Below are 25,572 nucleotides of genomic sequence, written 5' to 3'. Positions count from 1 at the left end.
GTATGACCGCCACAGGCAGTCAAGACCATTAGAGCGTACGCGTGATGTGTTCCACGCGGAAGCACTCGATCGTGTCGCCAGCGCGGATGTCTTCGTAGTTCTCGAAGGCCATACCGCATTCCTGGCCCATCGGCACTTCGCCGACTTCGTCCTTGAAGCGCTTAAGCGTCTTGAGCTTGCCTTCGTGGATGACGACGTTGTCGCGCACGAGGCGGACGCCGGCTCCACGTTCGACCTTGCCTTCGACCACGCGGCAACCTGCGACCTTGCCGACCTTCGTGATGTTGAACACCTCGAGGATCTCGGCATTGCCGAGGAAGGTTTCGCGACGCTCCGGAGAGAGCAGACCCGACATCGCTGCCTTCACGTCATCCACCAGATCGTAGATGATGTTGTAGTAGCGGATCTCGATGCCGGCACGTTCGGAAGCGGTACGGGCCTGGGCATTGGCACGGACGTTGAAGCCGATGATCGCCGCATTGGATGCCTCGGCGAGCGAGATATCCGATTCCGTGATCGCACCGGCGCCCGAATGGACGATGCGGGCCCGCACTTCGTCGGTACCGAGCTTGTCGAGAGCAGCAACGATCGCTTCGACGGAACCCTGCACGTCGGCCTTGATGACCAGCGGGAATTCCTTGAAGCCGGTGTTCTGCAGCTGGCTCATCATCTGTTCCAGCGAACCGCGCTGACCCGACTGGCGGGCAACGGCCTTGTCGCGGGCCAGACGCTGACGATACTCGGAGATCTCGCGAGCGCGGCTTTCGTTTTCAACAACCGCAAAACGGTCGCCGGCAGCAGGCGTGCCCGAAAGGCCGAGGATCTCGACCGGCATGGCGGGACCAGCTTCCTTGACGTGCTCGCCCTGGTCGTTGACCAGCGCACGAACGCGGCCCCACTGGTCGCCGGCAACGATGATCTGGCCAGGCTTCAGTGTGCCCTTCTGGACGAGAACCGTCGCGACGGCACCACGACCGCGGTCGAGCTGGGCTTCGATGACGGTACCTTCGGCAGTACGCTTCGGGTCGGCCTTCAGGTCGAGGATTTCGGCCTGCAGCAGCACGGCTTCGAGCAGCTTGTCGAGGTTGAGCTTGTTCTTCGCCGAAACCTCGACGTCGAGCACTTCACCACCCATGGATTCCACGAAGACTTCGTGCTGCAGAAGCTGCTGGCGAACCTTGTCCGGGTTTGCCTCGTGCTTGTCGATCTTGTTGATCGCCACGATGATCGGCACATTGGCCGCCTTGGCGTGGTTGATGGATTCGATCGTCTGCGGCATCACGCTGTCGTCGGCCGCAACCACCAGAATGGCAATGTCGGTCGCCTGGGCGCCACGGGCACGCATCGCGGTAAAGGCGGCGTGGCCAGGGGTGTCGATGAAGGTGATCTTCTGACCGTTCTGTTCGACCTGATAGGCGCCGATATGCTGGGTGATGCCACCGGCTTCGCCCGATACGACCGAGGTCTTGCGGATGGCGTCGAGCAGCGAGGTCTTGCCGTGGTCGACGTGACCCATGATCGTGACCACGGGCGGACGCGATACCAGCTCGCCCTCGTCGTCCTTGACGTTGAAGATACCTTCTTCGACGTCGGACTCCGATACGCGCTTCACGGTGTGACCGAATTCGGTCGCGATGAGTTCTGCAAGGTCGGCATCGATGATGTCGCCCGGCTTCATCATCTGGCCTTCCTTCATCAGGTACTTGATGACGTCGACGGCGCGCTCGGACATGCGCTGCGACAGTTCCTGAATGGTGATGGTTTCCGGCAGAATGACCTCGCGCATGACCTTTTCACGGGTCTCCTGCATCTGGCTACGGCGGAACTTCTCCTGACGGCGGCGCATGGCAGACAGCGAGCGGCCACGGGCGGTGCCGTCATCCTCGACATTGGCTGTGGTGACGGTCAGCTTGCCACGACGACGGTCCTCTTCGACCTTCGGGCGGGCAGGGACCTTGGGGGCCACGGGCATGGCGACCTTGCCGCGACCGGGGATCGTCCGCGGAGAGGCGCGGCCCTCGTCTTCGTCATTGGTCTTGCGTCCACGGACGAACCCGGGTGCGCCGGGTGCCGGAATGGCCGTACGGTTCACGACGACGGGCGCATCAGCCACCGGTGCCACAGCGGGCTCAGCGGCAACTTCAGCTTCCGGCTGTGTCTCTGGCTGCGGCTCGGCGGCGCGACGTGCGGCCTCTACGGCGGCCAGGCGTGCGGCTTCCTCGGCTTCGGCCTTGCGGCGAGCCTCGTCGATCACGCGTTGCTTGGCTTCCTCGACTTCACGAATCTGGGCTTCGGCAAGAGCGCGGCGACGCGCTTCCATCTCGCCGGCCGACAGGTCGTGCAGAACGGCACCGCGCGGACGTTCCGGCTGGCGCTGCGGCTGCGAGGGCTGCTGGCGTTGCGGCTGCTGGGGGCGCTGCGGCTGCTGCGGGCGATGCTGCTGTGCCGGTGCCTGTGCCGGGCGTGCCGCTGCAACGGGCGCTGCAACTGGCGAAGGCGCCTGTGTCGGTGCCGGCGTCGGAGCTGCCGCGGCTGGTTCCGCACGAACAGGGGTGATCGGCGTAATCGGTGGCTTTTCGTCGAGCGGGCGGGTCGTGCGGCGCTTTACCGTCTCGACGACGACCGACTTCGTACGGCCGCGCCCCATGTCCTGGCGCACGGTACCCTGGCTCATCCCCGAGGGTTTCAGGGTGAGAGTCTTCTTCACGCCGATAGTCTTGTCGTCTTTGTTGTCGGTCATTCCGTTCCCGTTCCTTCGAGCGGGGCCGGATGCCGAGCATCAGGCCTCGCCGTTCACATACTGTCCTAAACCACGGAGGCCGACCTGTGCCGGTGACCGCGTCATTGTGATTTCGGGCCAGCGCCCGATACCCGCGGCGTGCCGCGGTAGGTTTCGAGCAGAGTTGCGCGCTTCACTACACCTTCACCTGCCTGCCCTGCAAGCACGCAAGCATGGATAAACGCATTCTGGCCCATCTGCTCGTCCAATTCCGCCCCGGTGAGCAGGTGAAAGGCGGGAACTTCCGCCTCTGCCCCCGTTCCGAGGTGCCAGGCCTTTCGGGCCTGGTCGATCTTTCTCACACCATCTGGCGCGGCATCCTGCGAATGGAAGACCGCGATGGCTTCTCCGCTGCGCACCGCCGCCTCGACCTTCGCCGCCCCGGTGATGAACTGGCCGGCTTTGCGTGCCATGTTCATCATGCCGATCAGCTGCGCGACCAGAAGGCGCTCGACCACGGATCCGAGATCCGGATCCGCCTTCACATCTCGTTTCAACGCCCGGGCGAAGAGCTTCTTCGCCACGGCCTTGTCGACGGCCTCGCGGCTAGGGCTGACCCAGCAGCCCCGGCCCGGAAGCGCCCGCTTCAAATCCGGGACGACAGTCCCGTCGGGTGCCGCCACAAAACGCAGAAGCGTCTCGGGCGATCCGCTTTCGCGGGTGACGATGCACATGCGTCCGTTCACGTCGGAGAGGTCGAAGTCGTCTTCGGCCTCTGTCGCGTCGGGCGTCTGCGCGCCCATCACGTTGCCTGCTCGGCTTCTTCGCCTTCGAGTGCGCCTTCTTCAGCTTCGACTTCGGCTTCGACCGCGAGGTCTTCCTCGGTGATCCAGCCGGCCGCGAGACGCGCCTGCACGATCATGGCTTCAGCCTCAGCGCGCGAGATCTCGAACTTCGAGAACAGGCCCTCGAACTTCTTGGTCTCGCCGTCCTTGCGTTCGCTCCAGCCGACCAGATCGTCGGCAGCGCAGCCGGCGAAGTCCTCGACCGTCTTGATGCCGTCTTCGCCAAGCGCAACCATCATCTGCGAGGTCATGCCGTCGATCTGGCGCAGTTCGTCGGCCACGCCGAGTTCGCGGCGCTTGGCGTCCATTTCCGCCTCGATCTTCTCGAGGTATTCGCGGGCGCGGGTCTGGATTTCCTGAGCCGTGTCTTCGTCGAAGCCGTCGATCGAGGCGATTTCGTCGAGATCGACATAGGCCACTTCCTCGACCTGCGCGAAGCCTTCAGATGCAAGAACCTGGCCGACCATTTCGTCGACGTCGAGCGCGTCCATGAAGAGGTTCGTGCGCTCGTTGAATTCCTTCTGGCGGCGCTCGGACTCTTCCGCTTCCGTCATGATGTCGATGTCCCAGCCAGTCAGCTGCGAGGCCAGGCGCACGTTCTGACCGCGACGGCCGATGGCGAGCGACAGTTGCTCGTCCGGAACCACGACTTCGATGCGCTCTGCATCTTCGTCGAGAACGACCTTGGCGACTTCAGCCGGCTGCAGGGCGTTGACGATGAAGGAGGCCGGATCCTGGCTCCACGGGATGATGTCGATCTTTTCACCCTGCAGTTCGCCGACGACGGCCTGAACGCGAGAGCCGCGCATACCGACGCAAGCGCCGACCGGATCGATCGAGCTATCATTCGAGATGACGGCGATCTTGGCGCGCGAACCCGGGTCACGGGCGACCGACTTGATCTGGATGATGCCGTCGTAGATTTCGGGCACTTCCATGGTGAACAGCTTCACCATGAACTGCGGATGGGTGCGCGACAGGAAAATCTGCGGGCCGCGCTGTTCGCGACGCACGTCGTAGACATAGGCGCGGACGCGGTCGCCATAGCGGAAGGCTTCGCGCGGGATCATCTCGTCGCGACGGATGATGCCTTCGCCACGACCGAGGTCGACGATGACATTGCCGTATTCGACGCGCTTGACGGTGCCGTTGACGATCTCGCCGACGCGGTCCTTGAACTCGTCGAACTGGCGGTCACGCTCGGCTTCGCGCACCTTCTGCACGATGACCTGCTTGGCCGACTGGGCGGCGATGCGGCCGAAGTCCATCGGCGGCAGCGGATCGGCGATGTAGTCACCGAGCTTGGCGTCGACATTGCGGTCGCGAGCCAGTTCCAGCGCGATCTGGGTCGAGTAGTCTTCGACCTTCTCGACCACTTCCAGAAGACGCTGCAGACGGATTTCACCGGTCTTCGAGTTGATGTCGGCGCGAATGTTGGTTTCGCTACCGTAGCGCGACCGGGCAGCCTTCTGGATCGCGTCGGCCATGGCGGCGAGCACGATTTCGCGGTCGATCACCTTTTCACGGGCGACGGCATCTGCGATCTGCAAGAGCTCAAGCCTGTTAGCACTGACTGCCATTGTCTTAGGTCTCCGTCTTCACGCCCAGGCATCGGCCTCGGGCTATAGGTCAAACGTTATTCTTCGCTGTCGTCTTCGTCGTTCTGGTTCGCGGCCTGCGCCTTGGCGAGCTTGTCGGCCCGAAGCGCGTCACGGATCAGATCGTCCGTCAGAATGAGCTTTGCCTCGGCAAGCGTGTTGAAGGGGATCACCACCTTCGGCTCTTCGCCATAGGCCACCTGGTCGCGTTCCAGGGTAAAGCCGTCCTGGTCAACATCCGTGATCTTGCCGCGGAAGCGCTTGCGATTGTCGACCAGGATCGATGTCTCGCACTTCACGATATGGCCCTGCCAGCGGCTGAAATCCGACTTGCGAACCATCGGGCGGTCGATGCCCGGCGACGACACTTCCAGATGATAGGCCTTGTCGACCGGATCCTCGACGTCGAGTACAGGAGACACGGCCATCGATACGGCTTCGCAATCTTCGACGGTCATAGTGCCATCGGTGCGTTCTGCCATGATCTGCAGCGTCATTCCGTTCTGGTTCATCATACGGACGCGAACCAGCTTGAAATCCATCGCGACGAGCACGGGCTCGATAATTTCTGCGATACGACGGTCAAGGCCCGTCTCAATGATGATCCGTGCTTCGCCGAGTTCCGGCTTCGGCATGTCTTCGGACAATCGTTTTACTCCCGATTGGCTGTGATCGCCAATAAAAAAGAGCGGGTCCTTTCGGGCCCACCCTTCATCTGTCGATCAAGAATTTGAAGCTCATATAGCCGACCGGCCCGGCTTTTGCAAGCTTTTAGCCGAAGGGTGAAAACAAACTTGCCATCCGTGCGTTGCGCAAGGCAAGGTTTGACCCAGCGCAGCCATTTCTGAACATGGTTGTGGCCAGAAAAGTTCAAGACATGTCCACACACGAAAGCCGTTCCCCGCTCCTGCCGCTGCGCAATGAAGCCTATCGCCGGATCTGGCTCGCCAGCATCTCGTCCAATCTCGGAGGTCTGATCCAGGGTGTCGGTGCCGCCTGGATGATGGCATCTATCTCGACCTCCGAGAACATGGTGGCGCTGGTTCAGGCCTCGAACACCGGCCCGATCATGCTGCTTTCCCTGATCGCCGGAGCCATTGCCGACAGCTTCGACCGTCGCAAGGTGATGATCGCCGCTCAGCTCTTCATGATCGTGGTCTCGGCCCTTTTGACGCTGTTTGCCTTGCTCGATCTCATTACCCCCTGGGCACTGCTGGCCTTCACCTTCCTGATTGGTTGCGGCACCGCCCTCAACAATCCGTCCTGGCAGGCCTCGGTCGGCGACATCGTTCCACGCGCCGATCTGCCGGCCGCTGTCTCGCTCAACAGCATGGGCTTCAACATTACCCGCAGCGTCGGCCCGGCGATCGGCGGTGCCATCGTCGCCGCTGCAGGGGCTGCTGCCGCCTTCGCGGTCAACACGCTCTCCTACTTCGCCATTACCTATGCCCTCTTCCGCTGGCAGCCGAACATTCCAAAAAGCGCGCTGCCGCGCGAGCAGCTCGGCTCGGCGATTGGCGCCGGCCTGCGCTATGTCGCAATGTCACCCAATCTCGGCAAGGTGCTCTTCCGTGGTTTCGTCTTCGGCCTCACGGCAACGGCAATTCTCTCGCTCCTGCCAATCGTCGCCCGCGACCAGTTGGCCGGTGGCCCGCTCACCTTCGGCGGCCTGCTAGGCGCCTTCGGTCTCGGTGCCATTTTCGGTGCGCTCGCCAACCAGCGCGCCCGCGAAATCCTGTCGAGCGAGGATATCGTCCGCGCCGCATTCGCGGGCTTTGCGGTCGCCGCTGGTGTCACGGGGATCAGCGCCTCGGTCTGGATCACGGCGCTTGCGCTGATGGTGGCCGGCGCCTGCTGGGTGCTGGCCCTCTCGCTTTTCAACACCGTCGTCCAGCTCTCGGCTCCCCGCTGGGTCGTTGGCCGCGCGCTCTCGCTCTATCAGACCGCCACCTTCGGCGGCATGGCGACCGGGAGCTGGCTCTGGGGCAGCGTCGCCGAAAGCTACGGTTCCGGACACGCGCTGGTGGCTTCAAGCCTGTTGATGATAGCAGGCGTCTTCATCGGCCTCTTTCTGCCGATGCCGGCTTTCGCCACCCTCGACCTCGATCCGCTGAACCGCTTCAACGAGCCGGCCCTGAAACTCGACATCCGTCCCCGCAGTGGCCCGATCGTCATTCATGTCGATTTCGAGATCAGCGACGAAGATGTTCCGGAATTCCTGCGAATCATGGTCGAGCGCCGCCGCATTCGCCTGCGCGACGGCGCGCGAAACTGGACGCTAATGCGCGATCTGGAAAACCCTGACATCTGGACGGAAACCTATCACGTGCCGACCTGGGTCGACTACGTTCGGCACAACCAGCGCCGCACCAAGGCCGATGCCGAAATCACCGATCGTCTGCTCGAACTGCATCGCGGCGACAGACCGCCCAAGGTGCATCGAATGATCGAACGTCAGGCCATCCCGCCAGCAGACGACGTCTTCCACCAGTCGCATCTGGACCATCACTGACGGCGGAGTTCAGCGCAGCTTCGCTTTCAGATCGGCGCTCGGATAGCAGGTGGGTTTCATTCCGTTCTTCGCCTGCCATTCGCCGAGCGACCGCCGCGTCTTGAAGCCGGGCAGACCATCGACCTTTCCGACATCATAACCTTGAGCGACCAGTGCCTGCTGCATGGCGAGCACATCCGAGCGCAGCATCTTGCCGACATCGCCCCAGGGCGCCCTGAAGGCCCCGCCACCGCTTTCGATGCGGTCGGCCAAATTGCCGATGAACAGCGCGTAGAGATCGGAATTGTTGTATTCCTTGAGCACATAGAAATTCGGCGTCACCAGGAATTCCGGACCATAGGTCCCGGCCGGCACCAGCATCATCGCCGGCTGAGACGCTTCCGACGAAGGGAAGGCCCGGCCAGAAACCCGGGTCAGCCCGCCGCTCGTCCAGGCCGAAACCGCCTTCGCTCTATCGGGCCCTTCCTGCGCACAGGAAACGCCGTCAGGGATGGTGATCTCGTAACCCCAGTCGCGACCCCGCTGCCAGCCGCTCTTGACCAGATAGTTGGCTATGGATGCCAGCGTATCCGGCACGGAATTCCAGATGTCGCGCTTGCCGTCGCCGTCGAAATCGACGGCATATTTCAGGTAGCTTCCCGGCATGAACTGCGGCTGTCCAAGCGCGCCTGCCCAGGAGCCCATAAGCCTGTTGGCACTGACATCCCCGCTTTCGACGATATGCAGTGCCGAAATCAGCTCCTGCTGGAACATCGGTTTGCGGGTTGACATGAAGGCCTTGGTCGCCAGTACGTCGATCGCCGGATGCGGCAGCTTCGCCCGGCCATAACCCGACTCGCGCCCCCAGATCGCGACGATGATCGAGCCGGGGACGCCATAGGTCGCCTCGACCTTGCGGAGCGTCGCCGCATGCTGGCTCGCAAGCGTCCGACCGGTCGCGGCCAGTCCCTGCAGGCGCTTCTCGTTGAAATAGGACGCGGGCGAGCTGAATTCCGCCTGGCTCTGCGTCCGCTCCTTCGGCGGCGCGGTGCCGGGAGGCACGAGATCCGGCAGATCCCAGTTCAACTGTACGTTCTGAAGCGTCCGGTCGAAAACCTCTTTGCTGATCCCGCCTTCCCGAGCGGCGCGCCACAGGTCCCCCGTGATCCATTGCCGGAACTGCGCCTCGACGGCGCTGCGGGAAGCCGCGGCAGCCGGCACTGCCAAACTCCCGGCCAGCACCAGTGAAACGGTGGTCATCAGCCACTTGAGTGGCTTGCGGATGCGTGCCATCGGTTCTTCCTCGCGTCAGATCGTGGTCCGGGCCCTGATCGCCGCAGACAATGTTCCCTCGTCCAGATAGTCCAGTTCGCCGCCGACGGGCACGCCATGGGCAAGCCGCGTGATCTTCACGTCGAGCCCCACCAGGTGGTCGGTTATATAGTGTGCTGTGGTCTGTCCCTCGACGGTGGCATTTACAGCGATAATGATCTCGCGGATCCCGCCCTTGGCCACCCGGTCGATCAGCCCCTTGATGTTGAGATCATCGGGCCCGATGCCGTCGAGCGGCGACAGCGTGCCGCCGAGGACGTGATAGGCGGCATTCATCGCGCTTGCCCGTTCCAGTGCCCAGAGATCGGAGACATCCTCGACAACGATTATGACGGACTGGTCGCGAGCCACGTCCGTGCAGACGGTGCAGGGATCGATTGTATCGACATTGCCGCAGCAGGAGCAGATCTTCACCTTGTCATAGGCCTCGCCCATGGCGTGACCCAGGGGGCCCAGAAGCTGGTCCTTCTTCTTGATTAGATGCAGCGCGGCACGCCGTGCCGAGCGGGGCCCAAGCCCCGGCACTTTCGCCAGGAGCTGTATGAGTTTCTCGATTTCAGGGCCGGTGACTCGTTTTGCCATGGCGGCGTTTCTAGCCCATATAGACGGCGAACGGAATCGCCGAAGGGATGCCCGCCATGAAAATCCTCGCCGTCTGCCTCGGTCGACCCGAGACCCTGCCGGGGAAGAAATACAAGACCGGCATCAACAAGCTCGCCATCCAGGGCCCGATCATGGTCGATGCGGAAGGTCTTGTCGGCGACGCGATCCTCAATCGCAAACACCACGGCGGCGTTGATCGGGCCGTCTATATCGAGGGCTCCATTGATCTCGACTGGTGGCAGGCCGAACTCGGCTGCGATCTCCCCTATGGCACATTCGGCGAAAATCTGGTGATCGAGGGGCTGGAAAGCGTCATGCTGGCCGCCGGCGACAGGTTGGCGATCGGCGAAGTACTGCTGGAAGTGACCTCCGCCCGCATTCCCTGCGCCACCTTTGCCGCCAAGATGGGCGAGCCGACCTTCGTCAAGCGCTACACGCGCGCTGGCCGTCCCGGTGCCTATGCGCGGGTGCTGCAGGGTGGCATGGTCGAAGCCGGCCAGTCCGTCGAATTCACGCCCTGGAGCGGCGACCGTGTCACCATGCGCGAGATGATGGCGAGTTTCGGCCGCAGGCTGAGCGAAACCGATCGTGCCCGCTACATGGCGGCTCCTGTCCACTACAAGGTCAAGGACGCGATCCGCGCCGGCAAGATGTGAGCCTCCGCCAAAGGTCGTAAAGCCGCCCGGCTTTACCCATCCCATGCTTCTCGTCATCATGCCGCCCGCTTGGAGGAGTGATGGACCCGAGGAGAACAGAGCTGACCGCAGCCGATGGCGTGCGGCTGACCGGTCATTGGTGGCGGTCAGCCGACCGAGAGCCTTTGGGAACCGTCATCGTCAATCCGGCAACCGGCGTCCTGGCCCGCTATTACCACCGATACGCCGCCTACCTCGCGGCAAACGGCTTTTCCGTCCTCACTTATGATTACCGCGGCATCGGGCTGTCTCGTCCCGAAAGCCTTGAAAGATCGACCTTCACTTGGCGCCAATGGGGCGAGCAGGATTTTGACGCGGCCCTGCGCCATTGCTTGCAGAAGGACCAGACGGGACGCGTGCTTGTCGTCGGCCACAGCATCGGTGGTTTCCTGCCTGGCTATTCCCCAGCGGTCGGACGTGTCTCGGCCATGCTCTCTGTCGGCGGGCAATACGGCTATTGGGGCGACTATCTGCCGGCCCGCCGTCTGCCGCTCTTTTTGAAATGGCATGTCGCGATGCCGGCCATTACCTTAGCGCTCGGCCATTTTCCGGGCAAGCGTCTTGGTTGGCTGGAGGATTTGCCAAAAGGAGTCGCCTATGGCTGGGGGCTGCAGCAGGGCAGGGCGGAGCAGGGGCTCACCCGCGAGGCGGCCGAAGTCATGCGCGACCGGTTCGCCACGGCAACCGGCCCGATCCTCAGTGTCGCCATGTCGGATGACGAGATCGCAACGCCGAAGGCGATAGATCGCGCGATGCGTTATTATCGCCGCGCGCCGGTGACGAAGGTGCTGCTCGCACCACAGGACCTCGGTTTTGACGGTGTCGGTCACTTCGATCTTTTCCACGCCCGCCATCGGGATGGCTTCTGGCACCAGACCCTCGCGTTTCTGCGCGAGGGGGAAAACCCTTGGAATGATCGGGTCTATCCCTGACGGACCCGATCGCCCTTTTCGAGCAGAACGAGCTGCTTGATCAGAACGGGAACTTCATCCCCGGCGGCAGCGGGATGCCAGCGGTCAGCGCCGCCATCTTTTCTTGGGCCTGGGCTTCGCCCTTGTCCTTAGCATCCTTGTGGGCGGCAACGATCAGGTCTTCGAGGATCTCGACATCGTCTTCCTTGAAGAGCGACGGATCGATCTTGAGGCTGCGCATCTCGCCCTTGCCGCTCAGGACCACGGTCACCATGCCGCCGCCGGACTTGCCTTCGATTTCGAGTGCAGCAATCTCTTCCTGCATCTTCTCCATCTTGGACTGCATTTCCTTGACCTTGCCCATCATGCCCATGATGTCGCGCATTACCGTCTCCTTGGATTGTTGTCGTGTTCTGCGAGAAGAGCCTTCGGCCCTAGAATTCGATGTCGTCGCCCGGCAGGATGTCGCCTTCGGCGGATTCGGCTGCCGCTGGCGGCGCCGCGACAATGTCGTCGTCCTCGATGGCGGCCGCTTTGATCCGGACGTCGGTCACCTTGGCGCCGGGAAAGCGTGCGAGGATCGCGGCAACGTCAGGATCCTGCCGCGCATCGACCAGCCGCGCCTCGCGCGTTGTCTTCTCGACTTCGACCAGCGTCGGCGCGCCCGCCTCGTTGGAAAGTGTCACCCACCAGTTGATGCCCGTCCACTCGCTGAGCTTCATCTTCAACTCGTTGACGATCGCCGGCGGGCATTGCGATTCCAGACGAATCTCCAGCCGGCCCGGCTCGATCTTCACGAGATGCACGAACTGGCGAAGCTGAGCCCGCAACACGGGCGCCCGGTTCTTCGTGCAGAGATCAGCGATATCGGCCAGCGTCTCGACGCGCACACCGAGAATCGGTGCTTCCTCGACCTTGGTTTCGCGGCGTTCGATCGCTTGCGGCAACGCGTCGCCTGCCGGCACGCTCTGCAGATGGGCAACCGGCTGGCTCATCGCCGGTCGCGCGCCACTGTCTTGCGAAGGTTGACCCACGGCCTGTACGCGCATGGCCATCGAGGCGCCACCACCACCGCCATTCGGCCTTGGCTGAGAAGGCGCGCGATCTCCCCCACCTTCACCATTCGACAATTCAAGCAGACGGCGCGCTGCATCTTCGGGCGAGGGCAGATGCGCGGCATGCGCAAGCCGGATCAGCACCATCTCGGCGGCCCCTGCGGGCCTCGATGAGGCCTCCGCTTCCGGTATGCCCTTGAGCAGCATCTGCCACATGCGCGACAGCGTCGTCACCGCCACGCTGTCGGCGAGTTCGGCGCCCCGTACGCGCTCGACTTCGGAAAGCGAAGGATCCTGCGAAGCAGAGGGAATGTATTTGAGCCGGGTCACCAGATGGGTGAAGTCGGCAAGATCGGTCAGCACCACAGTCGGATTGGCACCCGCCTCGTATTGGCTGCCGAATTCGGAAAGTGCTGCCGAGACGTCGCCACGTACGATGTGGTCGAACAGGTCGACGATACGGGCGCGGTCTGCGAGACCCAGCATGGAGCGCACGGCATCGGCATGCACGACCCCACTGCCATGCGCGATCGCCTGGTCAAGCAGCGAGAGCCCGTCACGTGCGGAGCCTTCGGCGGCGCGCGCAATCATCGCCAGCGCGTCTTCGTCCGCCTCGATGCCTTCCTTCGACGCAATGGTCGAAAACAAGCCGACAAGATCGCCCGCACTGATGCGGCGCAGGTCAAAGCGCTGGCAGCGGGAGAGAACGGTGATCGGAACCTTGCGGATTTCTGTCGTCGCAAAGATGAACTTCACATGCTCCGGCGGCTCTTCCAGGGTCTTCAGCAGCCCGTTGAAGGCGGCCGTCGACAGCATGTGCACTTCGTCGATGATGTAGACCTTGTAACGCGCCGAAACCGGGCGATAGCGCACCTGCTCGATGATCTCTCTGATGTCATCGATGCCGGTATGCGAGGCGGCGTCCATCTCGATCACGTCGACATGCCGGCCTTCCATGATCGCCTGGCAATGTTCACCGGGGATGCGAAGGTCGATCGTCGGCTTGTCGATCTCGGGCGTCTTGTAGTTGAGCGCGCGCGCCAGAATGCGCGCCGTTGTCGTCTTGCCCACGCCGCGCACGCCGGTCAGCATATAGGCCTGGGCAATGCGGCCGGTCTCGAACGCATTGGTCAGCGTCCGCACCATCGGCTCCTGGCCGACCATGAGGTCCGTGAAATCCTTGGGGCGATATTTGCGGGCGAGAACGCGGTAGCCGCCGGGGGCGGGCTTGGCCTCTGCAGTCGGCTCGAAATCGCTCATCGCGTTGCCAGCTTCCCCGTCGCCCGGCTCCGGGCATGCCACGGCCCGTGTTGGAAACAAAGGCCGGAAATGAAGATGAGGTGGGAGGCTGGCACGATGACCCGTGCCGCGCTCGTTAGGGCTGCTTCCTTCCGGACCTGACCCGGTTGGCGAGTGGCTCGTCCACCACCAACCTCCCAAGGAGACATATCGGCAATAACGCTGCCAAATGCAAGCCAAGCGCCAAAAAAACTGCTAGCGTCAGTGAAAACAAAGCGGGGAGAGACACCGTGCAGCCATTCATCCTCGATGACCGCCTCGCAAGGGACAGCGAGTCGATCCTGAAGCTCGGCCTCTGCGACCTGCGGCTTGCAAGGGACAGCCGCTGGCCCTGGCTGATTCTCGTCCCGCAACGCCCAGCCATGAGTGAGATTTTCGATCTCACCCCGCTCGATCAGGCTATGCTGACTTTCGAACAGGTCACGGTTGGAGCGACCTTGAAGAAGGTGACCGGTGCCGACAAGATCAACATCGCCGCCATCGGCAATGTCGTGCGCCAGCTTCACGTCCATGTCGTTGCCCGCTTCGAGAATGATCCGAACTGGCCAGGCCCGATCTGGGGCTTCGGCCAGTCGGTGCCTTACGACGAGCAGGCCTTTGAAGACATGAAGCACAGGATCCTTGAAGCAGTCCAATGAAGAATTCCATCTTCCTCAATCGTGCCCCCCATCTTGAACCCAGCGAGCTCACGGCCTTTTCCGGCAACAAGCTCGACCGTGACAGCGAACATCGCGACGAGACCTCGCTCGAAAAGGCGCTCAAGGTCGAGGGCACCCATATCCTTGCCTTTTCCGGCACTCAGCTCGTCTTGAAGCATGATGGCCAGGTTCTCGACCCGCTGTTTGCCCCTTACGAGCTTGCGGATCTCCAGCCGAACTTCGACGACGCGATCCTCCTCGGCCACCAGGTCTCCGGTGAGCCACGCCTCGCTGTGCCCGTCAACGTGGAGCCCGAAGCACTGGCCGCCCAATACAAGCCCGCCGATCCCCGTGCGCTTTTCCGCGATGCCCTGATCGGCGACGAACTTTTGGGCGAAGTCGCACAGGCCCTCAGCCTGTTGCGCTGGAATGCCGACAACCGCTTCTGCGGCCGCTGCGGCGGAGCCATGGAAACCCTCATCGGCGGCTACAAGCGCAAATGCACTGCATGCAGCCACGAGATCTTCCCGCGCACCGATCCGGTCGCCATCATGCTGGTGGTCGATGAAAAGCAGGATCGCTGCCTGATGGGCCGCAGCCCGCGTTTCCCGGCGGGCATGTATTCCTCGCTTGCCGGCTTCGTCGAGCCGGGTGAGACCATCGAGAACGCTGTCCGTCGTGAAACGCGCGAGGAATCCGGTATCGCAGTCGGGCGCGTCCGTTACCACGCCTCGCAGCCCTGGCCGATGCCGCATCAGCTGATGATCGGCTGCTATGGAGAGGCGACGAATTTCGACATCACCTTCGATACCGCCGAACTCGAAGACTGCCGCTGGTTCACCCGCGACGAGATTGGCCGGATGCTGTCGGAAGGCTCGGCCGATGGCAGGACCCTTCCGATAACGGGCACGATCGCCCGTCGGCTTATCGAGGACTGGTACGAGTGGCGGCACTGAGCAATTCCAGCGGTTTTGCGTCCGGAAATGCTCTATCCGGCTTCTGATCAGAGCTTGCCGCGCATTTCATGCGCCTTGTAGACGCCGAGGATGCGAACCTTCTCGGAGAAGAAGCGCAGTTCTTCCAATGCCCGCTTGACCGGCGCATCGTCCGGATGCCCCTCGATATCGGCATAGAACTGGGTCGCCGTGAACTTGCCGCCGATCTGGTAGCTTTCGAGCTTGGTCATGTTGACGCCGTTCGTCGCAAAGCCGCCCATCGCCTTGTAGAGTGCCGCTGGAATGTTGCGCACGTTGAACACGAAGGTCGTGATGAACAGCTCGTCGTCGCTCGACCGCTTCTGGTCATCCTCGTCGCGCGCGAGCACCACGAAGCGGGTGACGTTGTTCTCCGAATCCTCGACATTCTCAGCGAGGATGTCGAGCCCGTAGAGCGAGGCCGCCAGCCGCGGCGCAAGGGCTGCCATCGTGCGGTCGCCCTTCTCCGAAACCAGTTTGGCAGCTCCCGCCGTATCGCCGGCGACGACCGCCTTCCAGCCATGGCTGCGAATGATCTTGCGGCACTGGCCGAGCGCATGGATATGGCTGTGCACGGTGCGGATTTCATCGAGTTTCACGCCGGGCAGCACCATCAGCTGGAATCGGATCGGCATGAAATACTCGCCGACGATGTGCAGACGCGAGAGCGGCAGCAGGTAGTGAATATCGGCGACGCGACCGGCGAGCGTGTTCTCGATCGGGATCATGGCCAGATCGACTTCTCCCGTCTCCAGCGCCACGAAGGCATCTTCGAAGGTCGGGCAGGGCAGCGGTTCCATGTCGGGGAACATGTCACGGCAGGCCATGTCGGAATTGGCGCCGTAGTCGCCCTGGAAGGAAATCTTGTTCGTCGGTGCCAAGGGATCAGTGTCCTGCGTTGGAGGATGCGGCGGAAAGAATGCGGCGTGCTTTTTCGAGATCTGCGGGCGTATCGACGCCGAGCGGGACGGTCTTCACCACCTGGGCATCGATCCGCATGCTCGCTTCCAGCGCGCGGAGTTGTTCGAGCGATTCCCGCTTTTCGAGCGTGGACGGGCGAAGCGTGACGAAGCGTTCGAGCGCGGCGCGCCGATAAGCGTAGAGTCCGATATGGTGGTAGAGCGGGCCGGCACCATAGGGTGCGGTCGCACGCGTGAAATAGAGTGCCCGCATCCTATCCTCGGAAAGCGGCGAGCCGATCACCTTCACCACGTTCGGGTTGGTCTTCTCTTGTTCGTCTTCGATCTCGACGGTCAGCGTTGCGATGTCGACTGCAGGATCCTTGAGCGGCTCGAGCGCCGCGCGGATGGTCTGCGCATCGATCGTCGGCAGATCGCCTTGAACGTTGATCACGATCTCGGCCACGCCATCGGGGTCAACCTTCGTCAGCGCCTCGTAGATGCGATCCGAACCGGACTGGTGATCGCCGCGCGTCATGACCACTTCGAACCCTGCTGCCTTGACGGCGTCGAAGACCCTCTGGTCGTCGACGGCGACGATGATTCGCCCGACTTCCGCCTCCTGAGCCCGCTTCGCGACCTGCACGATCATCGGCAGACCTGCGATATCGGCCAGCGGCTTGTCCGGAAGACGGGTCGACGCCATGCGTGCCGGTATCAGGACCAGGGTTTTGGCGGCTCCGCCTTCATTCATGTCCATAACCCCTTCAAATCCCCATACAGAAGTGTCAAATAGTCCCAGCCGCGGGACCATAATCGTGTTGCAAGTGTTATGCAAAAGACATAGGTTCCGCGCGATTTCAAGATCGTCCGGTTGCTCATCGGCCGGCTGCACGGGGAGCTTTGCAGATGAACTCTTATACCAACATGGGCGTGGGTGCCTTTCTCGGCACCGTCTTCGTCCTGATGTCTGTGTCAATCGCGTCGGAAGGGATATTCCATTCTGAAGCGCCTGAGCAGGAAGGCTTCGCCATTGTGGCCGAAGAAGCCGCTCCGGCTGACGCAGCACCGGAAGTCGCCGCCACTCCCATCGCAGTCCTGCTTGCCAGCGCCGATGCAGCCGCGGGTGAATCGTCTTTCAGGAAGTGCGCGAGCTGTCACACCGTCGACAAGGGCGGCGCCAACAAGGTTGGCCCTAACCTCTATGGCCTTGTCGACCGTCCGATCGCCTCGCATGAAGGCTTCAGCTATTCTGCTGCTATCCGGGAATTCTCGCAGGGTGGCAGCGAGCTCTGGACCTGGGACCACCTGAACGAGTTCCTCACTGCTCCCAAGCAGCATATCCCTGGCACGTCTATGGGTTTTGCCGGCCTGAAGCAGGATGCCGAGCGCGCCAACGTGATCCTCTATCTGCACACCATGGCCGACAGCCCGGTTCCGCTGCCGTCGCCTGAAGCTGCTGCTCCGGCGGAAGATGCTGCCGCGCCTGCCGATGCTGCTCCGGCCGAAGAAGCCGCTGCACCTGCGGATGCCCCGGCCGACGCTGCACCTGCCGAAGCTCCGGCTGATGCTGCTCCTGCAGATGCCGCCCCTGAGGCTCCTGCAGATGCTGCCCCGGCTGAGCCTGCACCGGCCCAGCCTGCAACGCCCTGATCGTCATCGCCTCTAGGCTTTGACAGTTTGAAGACATGCGCCCGGCCCTTGTTGGCCGGGCGTTTTGTTTTTTGAGCGTCAGAGCAGGAGCAGCGCCCAAAGCGAGACGGTAGCCACGCCGGCGGCAGTCGAGAGAGTAATGACCGAGGCCGCCAGTCCCTGGCCGACACCGAAGCGGTTTGCGATCAGCCAGGCGTTGATGCCGGTCGGAACGGACGACGTCAGAACGAGTGCCGCCGTCCATTGCGGGGAGAGACCGAGCAGCGTGGACGCAAGCCAGACAACTGCCGGCATCAGGCCGAGCTTCAGGAGCGAGATACCCGTCGCGATCCTGACATTGCCTGCCATCCCGTATTTGTTCAGCGTCATGCCGAGCGAAATCAGCGCTGCCGGGGCTGCCATGCCGGCCACCTGAGCGACGATGCCGTCGATCAATGCCGGAACGGGCGTCCCGAGAAGCTGCAGCAGGACCCCGGCGGCAAGGCCGATGATCAGCGGATTGCGCACCAGATTGCCGCCCACCTGTTTGGAAACCGCGAGCACGCCTGCGGCCTTGCGCCCACCGCTTCTCTGCTCCGCCCGCTCCATCGCCAGAACGCCGGCGATCATCATCAGCGGCAAGTGTACGGCGAGCAGGATCGACATGGCGACGATCCCTTCCGGGCCGACAGTGCGCTCGACGAGCGGCAGGCCGATGAAGACATTGTTCGCAAAGGATGCGGAAACGCCTGCGAGCACGCCGACCTTCTGGTCGCGTCCGAAGACGCGTGTTGCCAGAAGATGGCCGACGATCCAGGTGAGCAGGACTCCGGAGAAATAGGCGATCCACAGCCGGAACGGCGAGGCGCCGTGGAAGTCGGCATTGGCGATCGTTCGAAGCAGGAGGAGCGGCACAGCGACCTTGAACACGAAGTCGCCCAACCCGTCACCGATTTCGGCGGTCAGGATCTTCAACCGGACGAGCGCCCAGCCGAAGAGAATGAGTATGAATATGGGAAGGACGTCCTGGGCAACGGTGGTCATGAAAATCGACTCGTCATGGCAAGAAAGCCCTTCTTAGGCCTCTTGCCGCGCCCGGCCAATCCATCAGAAACGACAAAAGCAGGCGAAAAGCCTGCTTCGACGCCCGGCCACACCGGGGTGGGATCTGCCGCCAGTACATCCGTGGTCGGCTTTCCCGTGCGGAACCGTCATGGTCCGGTGGAGGGACCAGGGGAGATGGTCATCCACGCTGTTTTGATATTGGCCCGATGTAACGACGAGATGACGCCGGTCTGCTTTTCCCTTCCCATCGGCGGAAAAACAGCTATGACCGTCAGGCCAAGAAAACGGAGCCCCGGACCTCATGAGCCAGTTCGATGTCCTGACGATCGGCAACGCCATCGTCGACATTATTTCTCGCTGCGACGACCAGTTTCTGATCGACAATGCCATTACCAAGAGCGCAATGAACCTGATCGACGCCGAGCGTGCCGAACGGCTCTACGGCATGATGGGGCCCGCTGTGGAAGCCTCCGGCGGCAGCGCCGGCAACACGGCGGCCGGCATCGCCAGTTTCGGCGGCAAGGCCGCTTATTTCGGCAAGGTGGCAGAAGATCAGCTCGGCGAGATCTTCACCCATGACATCCGCGCCCAGGGCGTCCATTTCGAGACGCGTCCGCTCGGCAGTCAGCCGCCGACGGCCCGCAGCATGATCTTCGTCACTGAAGACGGCGAGCGCTCGATGAACACCTATCTCGGCGCCTGCGTCGAATTCGGCCCCGAAGATGTCGAGCCCGAGGTCGTCGCCAAATCCAAGGTCACCTATTTCGAGGGCTATCTCTGGGATCCGCCGCGCGCCAAGCAGGCGATCCTCGACTGCGCCCGAATTGCCCATGAGGCAGGCCGGGAGATGTCGATGACGCTTTCCGACAGCTTCTGCGTCGGCCGCTACCGCGCCGAGTTCCTCGACCTGATGCGCTCGGGCACCGTCGATATCGTCTTCGCCAACGAGCAGGAAGCCCTGTCTCTCTACGAAACGGACGATTTCGCCCGCGCGCTTGATCTGATCTCGAAGGATTGCAAGCTGGCCGCCGTCACCATGGGCGATCAGGGTGCGGTCATCGTCAAGGGGGAGCAGCGCATCCGCGTGCCCGCGACGAAGGTGGAGACGGTGGTCGATACGACCGGAGCCGGCGACCTCTTCGCGTCTGGCTTCCTCTATGGCTACACGAATGGTCGAAGCTTCGAGGATTGCGGCCATCTTGGCTGCTATGCGGCGGGCGTTGTCATCCAGCAGATCGGACCGCGACCGATGATGTCGCTTGAGAAGGGCGCCTCGGCGATCGGCCTTATTTAAAGGCCTCGCCCGGATAAGCGCCCCAGATCTCGTTCTGGGAGATCCAGCCGCTGACGCCGCTGGTCTCGGCCTGGCACCAGTTGCCGTTGCACTCCCTGAGCCGGAGCACGACACCCGGCTCGAGCTTGGCAATGACCTGAGCCGACGAGTTCGAATCGCGGCGCATCATGACATAGACACTGTCGCCATTGCCGCGCATCCACGGGGCGGCAACCGCCGTGCGCTCGCCGGTAAGCAGGGTCTGGTTCACCCAGCCCTCGGTGCCGTCGGCGTCGCGGATCTGCCGCCAGTTCTCGTATTCGCGGATGATTTCGACCGGCAGGCCCGATTTCATGTAGCGCCAGGAGACGGCGTAGTCGGTGCTCGGACCGATTCGCAGGTTCACTCTTTCAGCCTTCAGACTGACGAAGCGCGGCAACGGCAGCCCGCTTGATCCCTTGGTCGTGGATTGGGCATGACCGGCGATCGGGCCTGCCACGAGAGACAGCGCAAGAACGCTGAATGCAATGCTGACGCGGCACAGATTATGAAACATGGTCATTCCGGGCTAAGCTGTGGAAATGAAGGGCTTTCTGACCACCCCGAGACGCGTCGCGCGTATCAGGGACAAATCCGCCGCCATCCGACGAGTTTTGTTTGTCTTCGCCGACGGGTTTGGTAGAAATTGCCTTCCTGAGAAGCGAAGTATCCCGCGACTTGGTTAATGAGTTCTGAAGAAGGCATCGATCCGGCCCATGACGAACAGGAAAAGACCCCAGGTCTATATCACGCGGAAATTGCCCGATGCCGTGGAAACGCGCATGCGCGAGCTCTTCGATGCCGAGTTGAACGTCGATGACAAACCGCGCACACGCGAAGAATTGATCGCCGCCATCAAATCGGCAGATGTACTGGTCCCGACGGTGACCGACCGAATCGATGCAGCCCTGATTGCAGAGGCCGGCCCGCAGCTGAAGCTCATCGCAAGCTTCTCGAACGGCACGGATCATATCGACATCGATGCCGCGGCGAAAAAGGGCATCACGGTCACCAACACGCCGAATGTTCTCACCGAAGACACGGCCGACATGACCATGGCGCTGATCCTCGCCGTGCCGCGCCGGCTCGTGCAGGGTGCGCGCGTGCTGATGGACAAGCCGGGCGAATGGGAGGGCTGGTCGCCCACCTGGATGCTCGGACGCCGAATCTGGGGCAAGCGCATCGGCATCATCGGCATGGGCCGCATCGGCACGGCCGTTGCCCGCCGTGCCAAGGCCTTCGGCCTGTCGATCCATTATCACAACCGCAAGCGGGTCAGTCCGGCAACTGAGGACGAGTTGGAGGCGACCTATTGGGACAGCCTCGACCAGATGCTCGCCCGCGTCGATATCGTATCGGTCAACTGCCCCTCGACGCCAGCGACCTTCCATCTGCTCTCGGCCCGTCGTCTGGCGCTGTTGCAGCCGACGAGCTACGTCGTGAACACGGCGCGCGGCGACATCATCGATGAGGATGCACTGGTTCAAGCCCTGCGCGCCGGCAAGATCGCCGGTGCTGGTCTCGACGTGTTCGAGAACGAGCCCGCGGTCAACCCGAAGCTGGTCAAGCTCGCCAACGAGGGCAAGGTCGTGCTCCTGCCGCATACCGGTTCGGCGACGATCGAAGGCCGCATCGACATGGGCGATAAGGTCATCATCAACATCAGAACCTATTTCGACGGCCACCGCCCGCCGAACAGGGTGCTGCCGAGCCGCAACTGAGCCGCGTCAGGTCAGTCGCTTCTGCATCTCGATATAGGTCGGGCGGTCATAGCCGGCATGGCTCTTCTCGGCGGTTCTGACGAATCCCCAGGCGCCGAACCGCTCATGGTTCCCGGTCAGTTCGATCCGGGTCTCTAGCCGCAGCGCCCGTTTGCCTAAGCGTTGGGCGATCGCCTCGCCCTCGGCCAGCAGTCGGCCACCGATCCCCTTGCCTTGCGCCTCTGCGGCAACCGCGAGCTTGCCGAGATAGAGAAATTCCGGTTCAGGACGCAGAAAGGCGCAGCCCACGAGGTTTCCGTTCAGTTCGGCGATCAAGCCGATCTCGTCACGAGCCTTGTCTTTCATGGAGCCGATGGTCAGGCGATGCGCGGAGGAGGGCGGGTCGATCACGCCGTCCATATAGGCGAAGGACGCCATGATTAGCGCCAGCAGTTCCTCGTAATGCGAATAGCTCTGATCGATCTGACGGATGACGATGCTCATGTTCATGCCCGGCGTTTGTAGCGGATGGTATCGAAACGGGCCGCAAGCCCATCATACATCAACAGCCGTCCGACCAATGGCTCGCCGATCCCGGTGATCACTTTGATTGCCTCCATCGCCATCAAGGTGCCGATCACCCCCGTCAACGCGCCGATGACGCCAGCTTCTGCGCAGGCCGGTATCAGGCCCTCTGGCGGTGGCTCGGGAAAGAGATCGGTATAGCGCGGATACGCCATCCCATCCGGCCCGCTCTCATAAGGTTTCAACACTGTCACAGTTCCGTCGAAGCGACCGACTGCCCCTGTCACCAGCGGCACCTTCGCAAGTTCGGCGGCATCCCCTGCCGCATAGCGCGTCGAGAAATTGTCGGATCCGTCGATCAGCAGCGTGAAGCGCGGCAGGTAATCGCGCGCGAAGTCAGCATCGAACCGCTGCTCGTATCTCACGACACGGCAATGGGGGTTGAGCCGCGCAATAGCCTGGGCCGCGCTTTCGGTCTTCTTTTCACCCAGCGTACCCGTGTCATGGATAACCTGCCGCTGGAGATTGGAGAGCGACACCCCGTCGTTATCGACGATACCGAGCGTGCCGACGCCCGCCGCTGCCAGATATTGCAGCACTGGCGAGCCAAGACCGCCAGCGCCGATCACCAGCACGCGTGCGGCTTTCAGCAGCTGCTGTCCATGGCCGCCGACCTCGGGTAGCAGTATATGGCGGTGATAGCGGGAGAGCTCTTCAGGCGATAGCGGATCCATGCGCGCTACCTTGCCACCCGAGCATGACGATGAAAAGCGCACTCACGCATCGATTTCACCGTCGCTCACTGTCACGAACTGCGCCCGGTCACCGAGTGCCGAAAACATCGCCTTGTCCGTTCCCGTCATGAAAGCCTGGCCGCCAAGTGCATCGATGCGCGCGAAGAGCGATGCCCGCCGGCCCTCGTCGAGATGTGCGGCGATCTCGTCGAGTAGCAGGATCGGTGCAAAGCCGGTCATGGTCGCAACAAGCCGCGCATGGGCGAGTACCAGACCGATCAGGAGGGCCTTCTGCTCCCCCGTCGAGCAGCGCTCGGCGTCCATGTCCTTTTCGATATGTCGGACCATGAGATCTGCCCGGTGCGGGCCGTCCAATGTCCGGCCGGCTGCCGCGTCCCGATGGCGAGATTGTGCGAGGATCTCGATATAGCGCTCTTCGAACTCGAAGGCCGGCAGGTCTGCCAAGTCATCGAGAAAGCCGGTCAGGGCGAGCGAGGCCGATGGAAAGGCGGAGGTTTCCCTGTCCGCCTCGATCAGGCCGGAGAGCAGCCCCAGCATTTCTCGGCGAGCGGCGGCCATGGCAACGCCGAGCGCTGCCATCTGCTGCTCGATGCCGGAAAGCCAGGTCGGATCGAAGCGCCCTTCCGAAAGCAGCTTGTTGCGGCTGCGCATGGCGCGCTCGAAATCGCTGGCTCGTCGTCCATGTGCAGGGTCGAGCGACAGGACAAGGCGATCGAGGAACCGACGCCGGTCGGACGATGATCCGGTGAACAACCCGTCCATGGCTGGTGTCAGCCATAGGATGCGCAGGTGGTCGGTGAGTTCGTCGACCGACTTTGCCGGGCCACCATTGATCCGCAGACGCCGGACGAGGTTGCCTTCCTCAGTCGTCTCCGTGCCGGTTCCGATATCGGCCTCACCGGCCATGCCCTCGATTGAAGCAAAGACGGTGAAGCTTCCCGAGGCGCCTACACGCGGAATGTCGGAGAGCACCGCGCGCCGCAGGCCACGCCCCGGCGACAGGAAGGAGATCGCTTCCATGAAGTTAGTCTTGCCGGCCCCGTTGTCACCGACCAGCACCACGTGCCGTCCGTCCAGCGCAAGGCCGGCCTGCGCATAGTTCCGGAAGTCTGTGAGCTTGAGCCGCTGGATCTGTGTTTTCTGGGTCATCGGTCGGATTCGCTGTCGCCTTGAGCTAGGCCGAATGTGCCATGAAGGCAAGGCGCAAGCGCGCATTCTGGGACGTGCTGCGGTGTGCGGCGGTTGGCGACATGGAACTCTTTTCCAGATGCGTTAGTTTGATGGCATTGCGGCTGCTCTGGAGCTCAGGCCATGTCTCTGCATTCCGATGATCTCACCCCCGAGGAAGCCCGCCGCGACCATTGGGAGATGCTGGGCTTTCTTGCCCTCAACGCATCGCTCGGGGCAGCAATCGGTTTCCTGGTCGCCTTTGCCATCGTCTGGCTCGACCTTGGCGGACTAGGCACATCGCTCTCGCGCTCCAGCCACCCCGTGCTTCCGACGGTGATGATGGCTGTGCCCCTGGCGCTGACCTTCGCGGCAGCCGTGACCGCCTCTGCGGTCATGACCATGCCGTATCGCAAGAAGAAGCAGCGCTGATCCAGTCCTTTCCGTGCAGTGTTTGACGGGGCGTCCGACTTGCGGCATCTAGGCCGCTTGAGAGACGATGGAGAAGATCATGGACACCGAGGACGAGCGCATCACGCGTCTGGAAGAGACCGTCGCCCATCAGACGCGCGTCATCGAAGAACTCTCCGATCAGCTGACCGAGCAGTGGAAGGTGGTCGAACAGACCCGCGCCAAGCTCGATCGGCTCACGGAGCGCTTCCTGTCCCTGGAAGAGCAGAGCCTGGAAGCCCCGGCCATCACCCGCCCACCACACTATTGAGCGCGACGATCCTTCGTCGCAAAGCCTGTCAGCACCGCGTCGACGAGATGCGAAAGCTGTTCTCGTGATGCATCGAGCCGTCCGGTCAGCAATCTTTGCCAGCAGAAGCTGGAGAACAGCTCCATGACGAGCGGAATGTCGAGGCCCTCGCGAATTTCGCCGCGTGCCACGCCGCGATTCAGGATCACGCCGCTCGCCAGGCAGCGCGTGACCGCATAGTCGCGCAATGCCTCCAGTGCATCCGGATTGCTCTGGGCTTCAGCGATGATCGAGCGGAAAACTTCGCCAGCACTCGTCTTCCAGAAGCCGAGCAGAGTTTCGAGAAAGACGATGAGGTCCTCGCGTGTGTTGCCGGTGTCCGCATAGAAGGTCTCGCCCTTCTGTCTGTGATAGACATCGAGCAGCAGTGCGGCTTTGGAGGGCCACCAGCGATAGATCGTCGGCTTTCCGGCCTTCGCCCGTCGCGCGACCGCTTCGATCGAGAAGGCCGACAACCCGCCCTCGCGCAGGATCTCGGCCGCTGCCGTCAGGATGGCCTCTTCGCTGGCGGGGTTCCGCTGCGCCCCAATCGATGTGCGTTTTGTGATGTCATGGACAGTCTTCGTCACAGTCGGTGCTCCTCTGCCATCTCCCTAG

The 25,572-nt window shown here is 62.5% G+C and carries 26 protein-coding genes and 1 other RNA gene; 10 read left to right on the top strand and 17 right to left on the bottom strand.

What is annotated here, in order from left to right; all coding sequences use genetic code 11:
- Window positions 1-28: 28 nt before the first annotated feature.
- The 4 genes from infB to rimP all read right to left on the bottom strand — a co-directional run bounded on the left by infB (window position 29) and on the right by rimP (window position 5,797).
- Window positions 29-2,740 (bottom strand): translation initiation factor IF-2, encoded by a 2,712-nt coding sequence (infB, locus tag QWE_RS06275; RefSeq protein ID WP_006725256.1) that lies wholly within the window; start codon window positions 2,738-2,740, stop codon window positions 29-31.
- A gap of 101 nt (window positions 2,741-2,841) precedes the next feature.
- Entirely contained in the window at window positions 2,842-3,522 is a 681-nt protein-coding gene (locus QWE_RS06270; RefSeq protein ID WP_006725255.1) for an RNA-binding protein, read from the bottom strand.
- A complete protein-coding gene (gene nusA / locus QWE_RS06265; RefSeq protein ID WP_040299586.1) occupies window positions 3,522-5,144 on the bottom strand; it encodes a transcription termination factor NusA in 1,623 nt (540 codons plus the stop codon). Before nusA ends, QWE_RS06270 begins: the two co-directional genes overlap by 1 nt.
- Window positions 5,145-5,200: 56 nt before the next feature.
- Window positions 5,201-5,797: a ribosome maturation factor RimP gene (gene rimP, locus QWE_RS06260; protein ID WP_040299664.1), complete on the bottom strand. Its 597-nt coding sequence runs from the start codon at window positions 5,795-5,797 to the stop codon at window positions 5,201-5,203.
- 242 nt (window positions 5,798-6,039) lie between these two features.
- Between rimP and QWE_RS06255 the strand changes: the two genes are divergently transcribed.
- Window positions 6,040-7,674 (top strand): MFS transporter, encoded by a 1,635-nt coding sequence (locus QWE_RS06255; protein ID WP_006725252.1) that lies wholly within the window; start codon window positions 6,040-6,042, stop codon window positions 7,672-7,674.
- 9 nt (window positions 7,675-7,683) lie between these two features.
- On the opposite strand, the gene QWE_RS06250 is transcribed toward QWE_RS06255, so the two are convergent.
- Together QWE_RS06250 and recR are read right to left on the bottom strand one after the other, a co-directional pair.
- Window positions 7,684-8,946 carry a lytic murein transglycosylase gene (locus QWE_RS06250; RefSeq protein WP_006725251.1) on the bottom strand — a complete coding sequence of 421 codons (1,263 nt, stop codon included), beginning with the start codon at window positions 8,944-8,946 and terminating at the stop codon, window positions 7,684-7,686.
- 15 nt (window positions 8,947-8,961) lie between these two features.
- The gene (recR, locus tag QWE_RS06245) at window positions 8,962-9,567 is read right to left on the bottom strand and encodes a recombination mediator RecR (RefSeq protein ID WP_006725250.1); all 606 of its coding nucleotides are present in this window, start codon (window positions 9,565-9,567) and stop codon (window positions 8,962-8,964) included.
- Between the two features lie 56 nt (window positions 9,568-9,623).
- Between recR and QWE_RS06240 the strand changes: the two genes are divergently transcribed.
- Both QWE_RS06240 and QWE_RS06235 read left to right on the top strand, forming a co-directional pair.
- Window positions 9,624-10,244 carry an MOSC domain-containing protein gene (locus QWE_RS06240; protein ID WP_006725249.1) on the top strand — a complete coding sequence of 207 codons (621 nt, stop codon included), beginning with the start codon at window positions 9,624-9,626 and terminating at the stop codon, window positions 10,242-10,244.
- Between the two features lie 80 nt (window positions 10,245-10,324).
- Complete coding sequence (locus tag QWE_RS06235) at window positions 10,325-11,215, top strand: alpha/beta hydrolase family protein (protein ID WP_006725248.1); 891 nt, start codon at window positions 10,325-10,327, stop codon at window positions 11,213-11,215.
- 40 nt (window positions 11,216-11,255) lie between these two features.
- On the opposite strand, the gene QWE_RS06230 is transcribed toward QWE_RS06235, so the two are convergent.
- The 3 genes from QWE_RS06230 to ffs all read right to left on the bottom strand — a co-directional run bounded on the left by QWE_RS06230 (window position 11,256) and on the right by ffs (window position 13,686).
- On the bottom strand, window positions 11,256-11,579 hold the full coding sequence (locus QWE_RS06230) for a YbaB/EbfC family nucleoid-associated protein (RefSeq protein WP_006725247.1): 324 nt from the start codon (window positions 11,577-11,579) through the stop codon (window positions 11,256-11,258).
- 49 nt (window positions 11,580-11,628) lie between these two features.
- On the bottom strand, window positions 11,629-13,509 hold the full coding sequence (locus tag QWE_RS06225; protein ID WP_006725246.1) for a DNA polymerase III subunit gamma/tau: 1,881 nt from the start codon (window positions 13,507-13,509) through the stop codon (window positions 11,629-11,631).
- 80 nt (window positions 13,510-13,589) lie between these two features.
- Window positions 13,590-13,686, bottom strand: an RNA gene (gene ffs, locus QWE_RS24630) — signal recognition particle sRNA small type.
- Window positions 13,687-13,778: 92 nt separating this feature from the next.
- On the opposite strand from ffs, the gene QWE_RS06220 reads away from it, so the two are divergent.
- Window positions 13,779-14,186, top strand: coding sequence for an HIT family protein (locus QWE_RS06220; RefSeq protein ID WP_006725245.1), 408 nt, complete (start codon window positions 13,779-13,781; stop codon window positions 14,184-14,186).
- Window positions 14,183-15,142, top strand: a complete 960-nt coding sequence (gene nudC, locus QWE_RS06215) for an NAD(+) diphosphatase (protein ID WP_006725244.1) — start codon at window positions 14,183-14,185, stop codon at window positions 15,140-15,142. The genes QWE_RS06220 and nudC overlap by 4 nt, the downstream gene beginning before the upstream one ends.
- Before the next feature lie 47 nt (window positions 15,143-15,189).
- Here the strand turns inward: nudC and QWE_RS06210 are convergent, their stop codons facing one another.
- Both QWE_RS06210 and QWE_RS06205 read right to left on the bottom strand, forming a co-directional pair.
- Entirely contained in the window at window positions 15,190-16,041 is an 852-nt protein-coding gene (locus QWE_RS06210) for a prephenate dehydratase (protein WP_006725243.1), read from the bottom strand.
- Between the two features lie 4 nt (window positions 16,042-16,045).
- The gene (locus QWE_RS06205; protein ID WP_040299662.1) at window positions 16,046-16,813 is read right to left on the bottom strand and encodes a 3-deoxy-manno-octulosonate cytidylyltransferase; all 768 of its coding nucleotides are present in this window, start codon (window positions 16,811-16,813) and stop codon (window positions 16,046-16,048) included.
- A gap of 155 nt (window positions 16,814-16,968) precedes the next feature.
- On the opposite strand from QWE_RS06205, the gene QWE_RS06200 reads away from it, so the two are divergent.
- Window positions 16,969-17,712, top strand: a complete 744-nt coding sequence (locus QWE_RS06200; RefSeq protein ID WP_006725241.1) for a c-type cytochrome — start codon at window positions 16,969-16,971, stop codon at window positions 17,710-17,712.
- A 78-nt stretch (window positions 17,713-17,790) separates the two neighbouring features.
- Here QWE_RS06200 and QWE_RS06195 read toward each other — a convergent pair whose 3' ends face one another.
- Window positions 17,791-18,735: an AEC family transporter gene (locus tag QWE_RS06195; protein ID WP_006725240.1), complete on the bottom strand. Its 945-nt coding sequence runs from the start codon at window positions 18,733-18,735 to the stop codon at window positions 17,791-17,793.
- A 322-nt stretch (window positions 18,736-19,057) separates the two neighbouring features.
- Here QWE_RS06195 and QWE_RS06190 point away from each other — a divergent pair, with 322 nt between their 5' ends.
- A complete protein-coding gene (locus QWE_RS06190; protein WP_006725239.1) occupies window positions 19,058-20,050 on the top strand; it encodes an adenosine kinase in 993 nt (330 codons plus the stop codon).
- Here QWE_RS06190 and QWE_RS06185 read toward each other — a convergent pair.
- Complete coding sequence (locus QWE_RS06185) at window positions 20,043-20,585, bottom strand: SH3 domain-containing protein (RefSeq protein ID WP_006725238.1); 543 nt, start codon at window positions 20,583-20,585, stop codon at window positions 20,043-20,045. The two genes, QWE_RS06190 and QWE_RS06185, sit on opposite strands and share 8 nt — an antisense overlap.
- A gap of 199 nt (window positions 20,586-20,784) precedes the next feature.
- Here QWE_RS06185 and QWE_RS06180 point away from each other — a divergent pair, with 199 nt between their 5' ends.
- Window positions 20,785-21,789, top strand: a complete 1,005-nt coding sequence (locus tag QWE_RS06180) for a 2-hydroxyacid dehydrogenase (protein WP_006725237.1) — start codon at window positions 20,785-20,787, stop codon at window positions 21,787-21,789.
- Between the two features lie 6 nt (window positions 21,790-21,795).
- Here QWE_RS06180 and QWE_RS06175 read toward each other — a convergent pair whose 3' ends face one another.
- From QWE_RS06175 to recF, 3 genes are read right to left on the bottom strand one after another with little or no spacing between them, the layout of a single operon-like run.
- Window positions 21,796-22,278 carry a GNAT family N-acetyltransferase gene (locus tag QWE_RS06175; RefSeq protein ID WP_006725236.1) on the bottom strand — a complete coding sequence of 161 codons (483 nt, stop codon included), beginning with the start codon at window positions 22,276-22,278 and terminating at the stop codon, window positions 21,796-21,798.
- Window positions 22,275-23,027: a molybdopterin-synthase adenylyltransferase MoeB gene (locus tag QWE_RS06170; protein ID WP_006725235.1), complete on the bottom strand. Its 753-nt coding sequence runs from the start codon at window positions 23,025-23,027 to the stop codon at window positions 22,275-22,277. Before QWE_RS06170 ends, QWE_RS06175 begins: the two co-directional genes overlap by 4 nt.
- Window positions 23,028-23,069: 42 nt before the next feature.
- Window positions 23,070-24,197 (bottom strand): DNA replication/repair protein RecF, encoded by a 1,128-nt coding sequence (gene recF, locus QWE_RS06165; protein ID WP_006725234.1) that lies wholly within the window; start codon window positions 24,195-24,197, stop codon window positions 23,070-23,072.
- 162 nt (window positions 24,198-24,359) lie between these two features.
- Here recF and QWE_RS06160 point away from each other — a divergent pair, with 162 nt between their 5' ends.
- Together QWE_RS06160 and QWE_RS06155 are read left to right on the top strand one after the other, a co-directional pair.
- A complete protein-coding gene (locus QWE_RS06160) occupies window positions 24,360-24,647 on the top strand; it encodes a hypothetical protein (RefSeq protein WP_006725233.1) in 288 nt (95 codons plus the stop codon).
- A 79-nt stretch (window positions 24,648-24,726) separates the two neighbouring features.
- Window positions 24,727-24,936 carry a SlyX family protein gene (locus QWE_RS06155; RefSeq protein WP_006725232.1) on the top strand — a complete coding sequence of 70 codons (210 nt, stop codon included), beginning with the start codon at window positions 24,727-24,729 and terminating at the stop codon, window positions 24,934-24,936.
- On the opposite strand, the gene QWE_RS06150 is transcribed toward QWE_RS06155, so the two are convergent.
- Window positions 24,930-25,544, bottom strand: coding sequence for a TetR/AcrR family transcriptional regulator (locus QWE_RS06150; RefSeq protein WP_006725231.1), 615 nt, complete (start codon window positions 25,542-25,544; stop codon window positions 24,930-24,932). The two genes, QWE_RS06155 and QWE_RS06150, sit on opposite strands and share 7 nt — an antisense overlap.
- Between the last annotated feature and the right edge of the window lie 28 nt (window positions 25,545-25,572).

The organism is Agrobacterium albertimagni AOL15 (assembly GCF_000300855.1).
In the GTDB taxonomy this organism is placed as follows: domain Bacteria; phylum Pseudomonadota; class Alphaproteobacteria; order Rhizobiales; family Rhizobiaceae; genus Allorhizobium; species Allorhizobium albertimagni.
This window is presented reverse-complemented; position numbering and strand designations above follow the sequence as displayed.

Coding starts and splice junctions, on each gene's coding strand:
- infB (WP_006725256.1), bottom strand. CDS start 2,740: ATGACCGACAACAAAGACGACAAGACTATCGGCGTGAAGAAGACTCTC.
- QWE_RS06270 (WP_006725255.1), bottom strand. CDS start 3,522: ATGGGCGCGCAGACGCCCGACGCGACAGAGGCCGAAGACGACTTCGAC.
- nusA (WP_040299586.1), bottom strand. CDS start 5,144: ATGGCAGTCAGTGCTAACAGGCTTGAGCTCTTGCAGATCGCAGATGCC.
- rimP (WP_040299664.1), bottom strand. CDS start 5,797: ATGCCGAAGCCGGAACTCGGCGAAGCACGGATCATCATTGAGACGGGC.
- QWE_RS06255 (WP_006725252.1), top strand. CDS start 6,040: ATGTCCACACACGAAAGCCGTTCCCCGCTCCTGCCGCTGCGCAATGAA.
- QWE_RS06250 (WP_006725251.1), bottom strand. CDS start 8,946: ATGGCACGCATCCGCAAGCCACTCAAGTGGCTGATGACCACCGTTTCA.
- recR (WP_006725250.1), bottom strand. CDS start 9,567: ATGGCAAAACGAGTCACCGGCCCTGAAATCGAGAAACTCATACAGCTC.
- QWE_RS06240 (WP_006725249.1), top strand. CDS start 9,624: ATGAAAATCCTCGCCGTCTGCCTCGGTCGACCCGAGACCCTGCCGGGG.
- QWE_RS06235 (WP_006725248.1), top strand. CDS start 10,325: ATGGACCCGAGGAGAACAGAGCTGACCGCAGCCGATGGCGTGCGGCTG.
- QWE_RS06230 (WP_006725247.1), bottom strand. CDS start 11,579: ATGCGCGACATCATGGGCATGATGGGCAAGGTCAAGGAAATGCAGTCC.
- QWE_RS06225 (WP_006725246.1), bottom strand. CDS start 13,509: ATGAGCGATTTCGAGCCGACTGCAGAGGCCAAGCCCGCCCCCGGCGGC.
- nudC (WP_006725244.1), top strand. CDS start 14,183: ATGAAGAATTCCATCTTCCTCAATCGTGCCCCCCATCTTGAACCCAGC.
- QWE_RS06205 (WP_040299662.1), bottom strand. CDS start 16,813: ATGAATGAAGGCGGAGCCGCCAAAACCCTGGTCCTGATACCGGCACGC.
- QWE_RS06200 (WP_006725241.1), top strand. CDS start 16,969: ATGAACTCTTATACCAACATGGGCGTGGGTGCCTTTCTCGGCACCGTC.
- QWE_RS06195 (WP_006725240.1), bottom strand. CDS start 18,735: ATGACCACCGTTGCCCAGGACGTCCTTCCCATATTCATACTCATTCTC.
- QWE_RS06190 (WP_006725239.1), top strand. CDS start 19,058: ATGAGCCAGTTCGATGTCCTGACGATCGGCAACGCCATCGTCGACATT.
- QWE_RS06185 (WP_006725238.1), bottom strand. CDS start 20,585: ATGTTTCATAATCTGTGCCGCGTCAGCATTGCATTCAGCGTTCTTGCG.
- QWE_RS06180 (WP_006725237.1), top strand. CDS start 20,785: ATGACGAACAGGAAAAGACCCCAGGTCTATATCACGCGGAAATTGCCC.
- QWE_RS06175 (WP_006725236.1), bottom strand. CDS start 22,278: ATGAACATGAGCATCGTCATCCGTCAGATCGATCAGAGCTATTCGCAT.
- QWE_RS06170 (WP_006725235.1), bottom strand. CDS start 23,027: ATGGATCCGCTATCGCCTGAAGAGCTCTCCCGCTATCACCGCCATATA.
- recF (WP_006725234.1), bottom strand. CDS start 24,197: ATGACCCAGAAAACACAGATCCAGCGGCTCAAGCTCACAGACTTCCGG.
- QWE_RS06160 (WP_006725233.1), top strand. CDS start 24,360: ATGTCTCTGCATTCCGATGATCTCACCCCCGAGGAAGCCCGCCGCGAC.
- QWE_RS06155 (WP_006725232.1), top strand. CDS start 24,727: ATGGACACCGAGGACGAGCGCATCACGCGTCTGGAAGAGACCGTCGCC.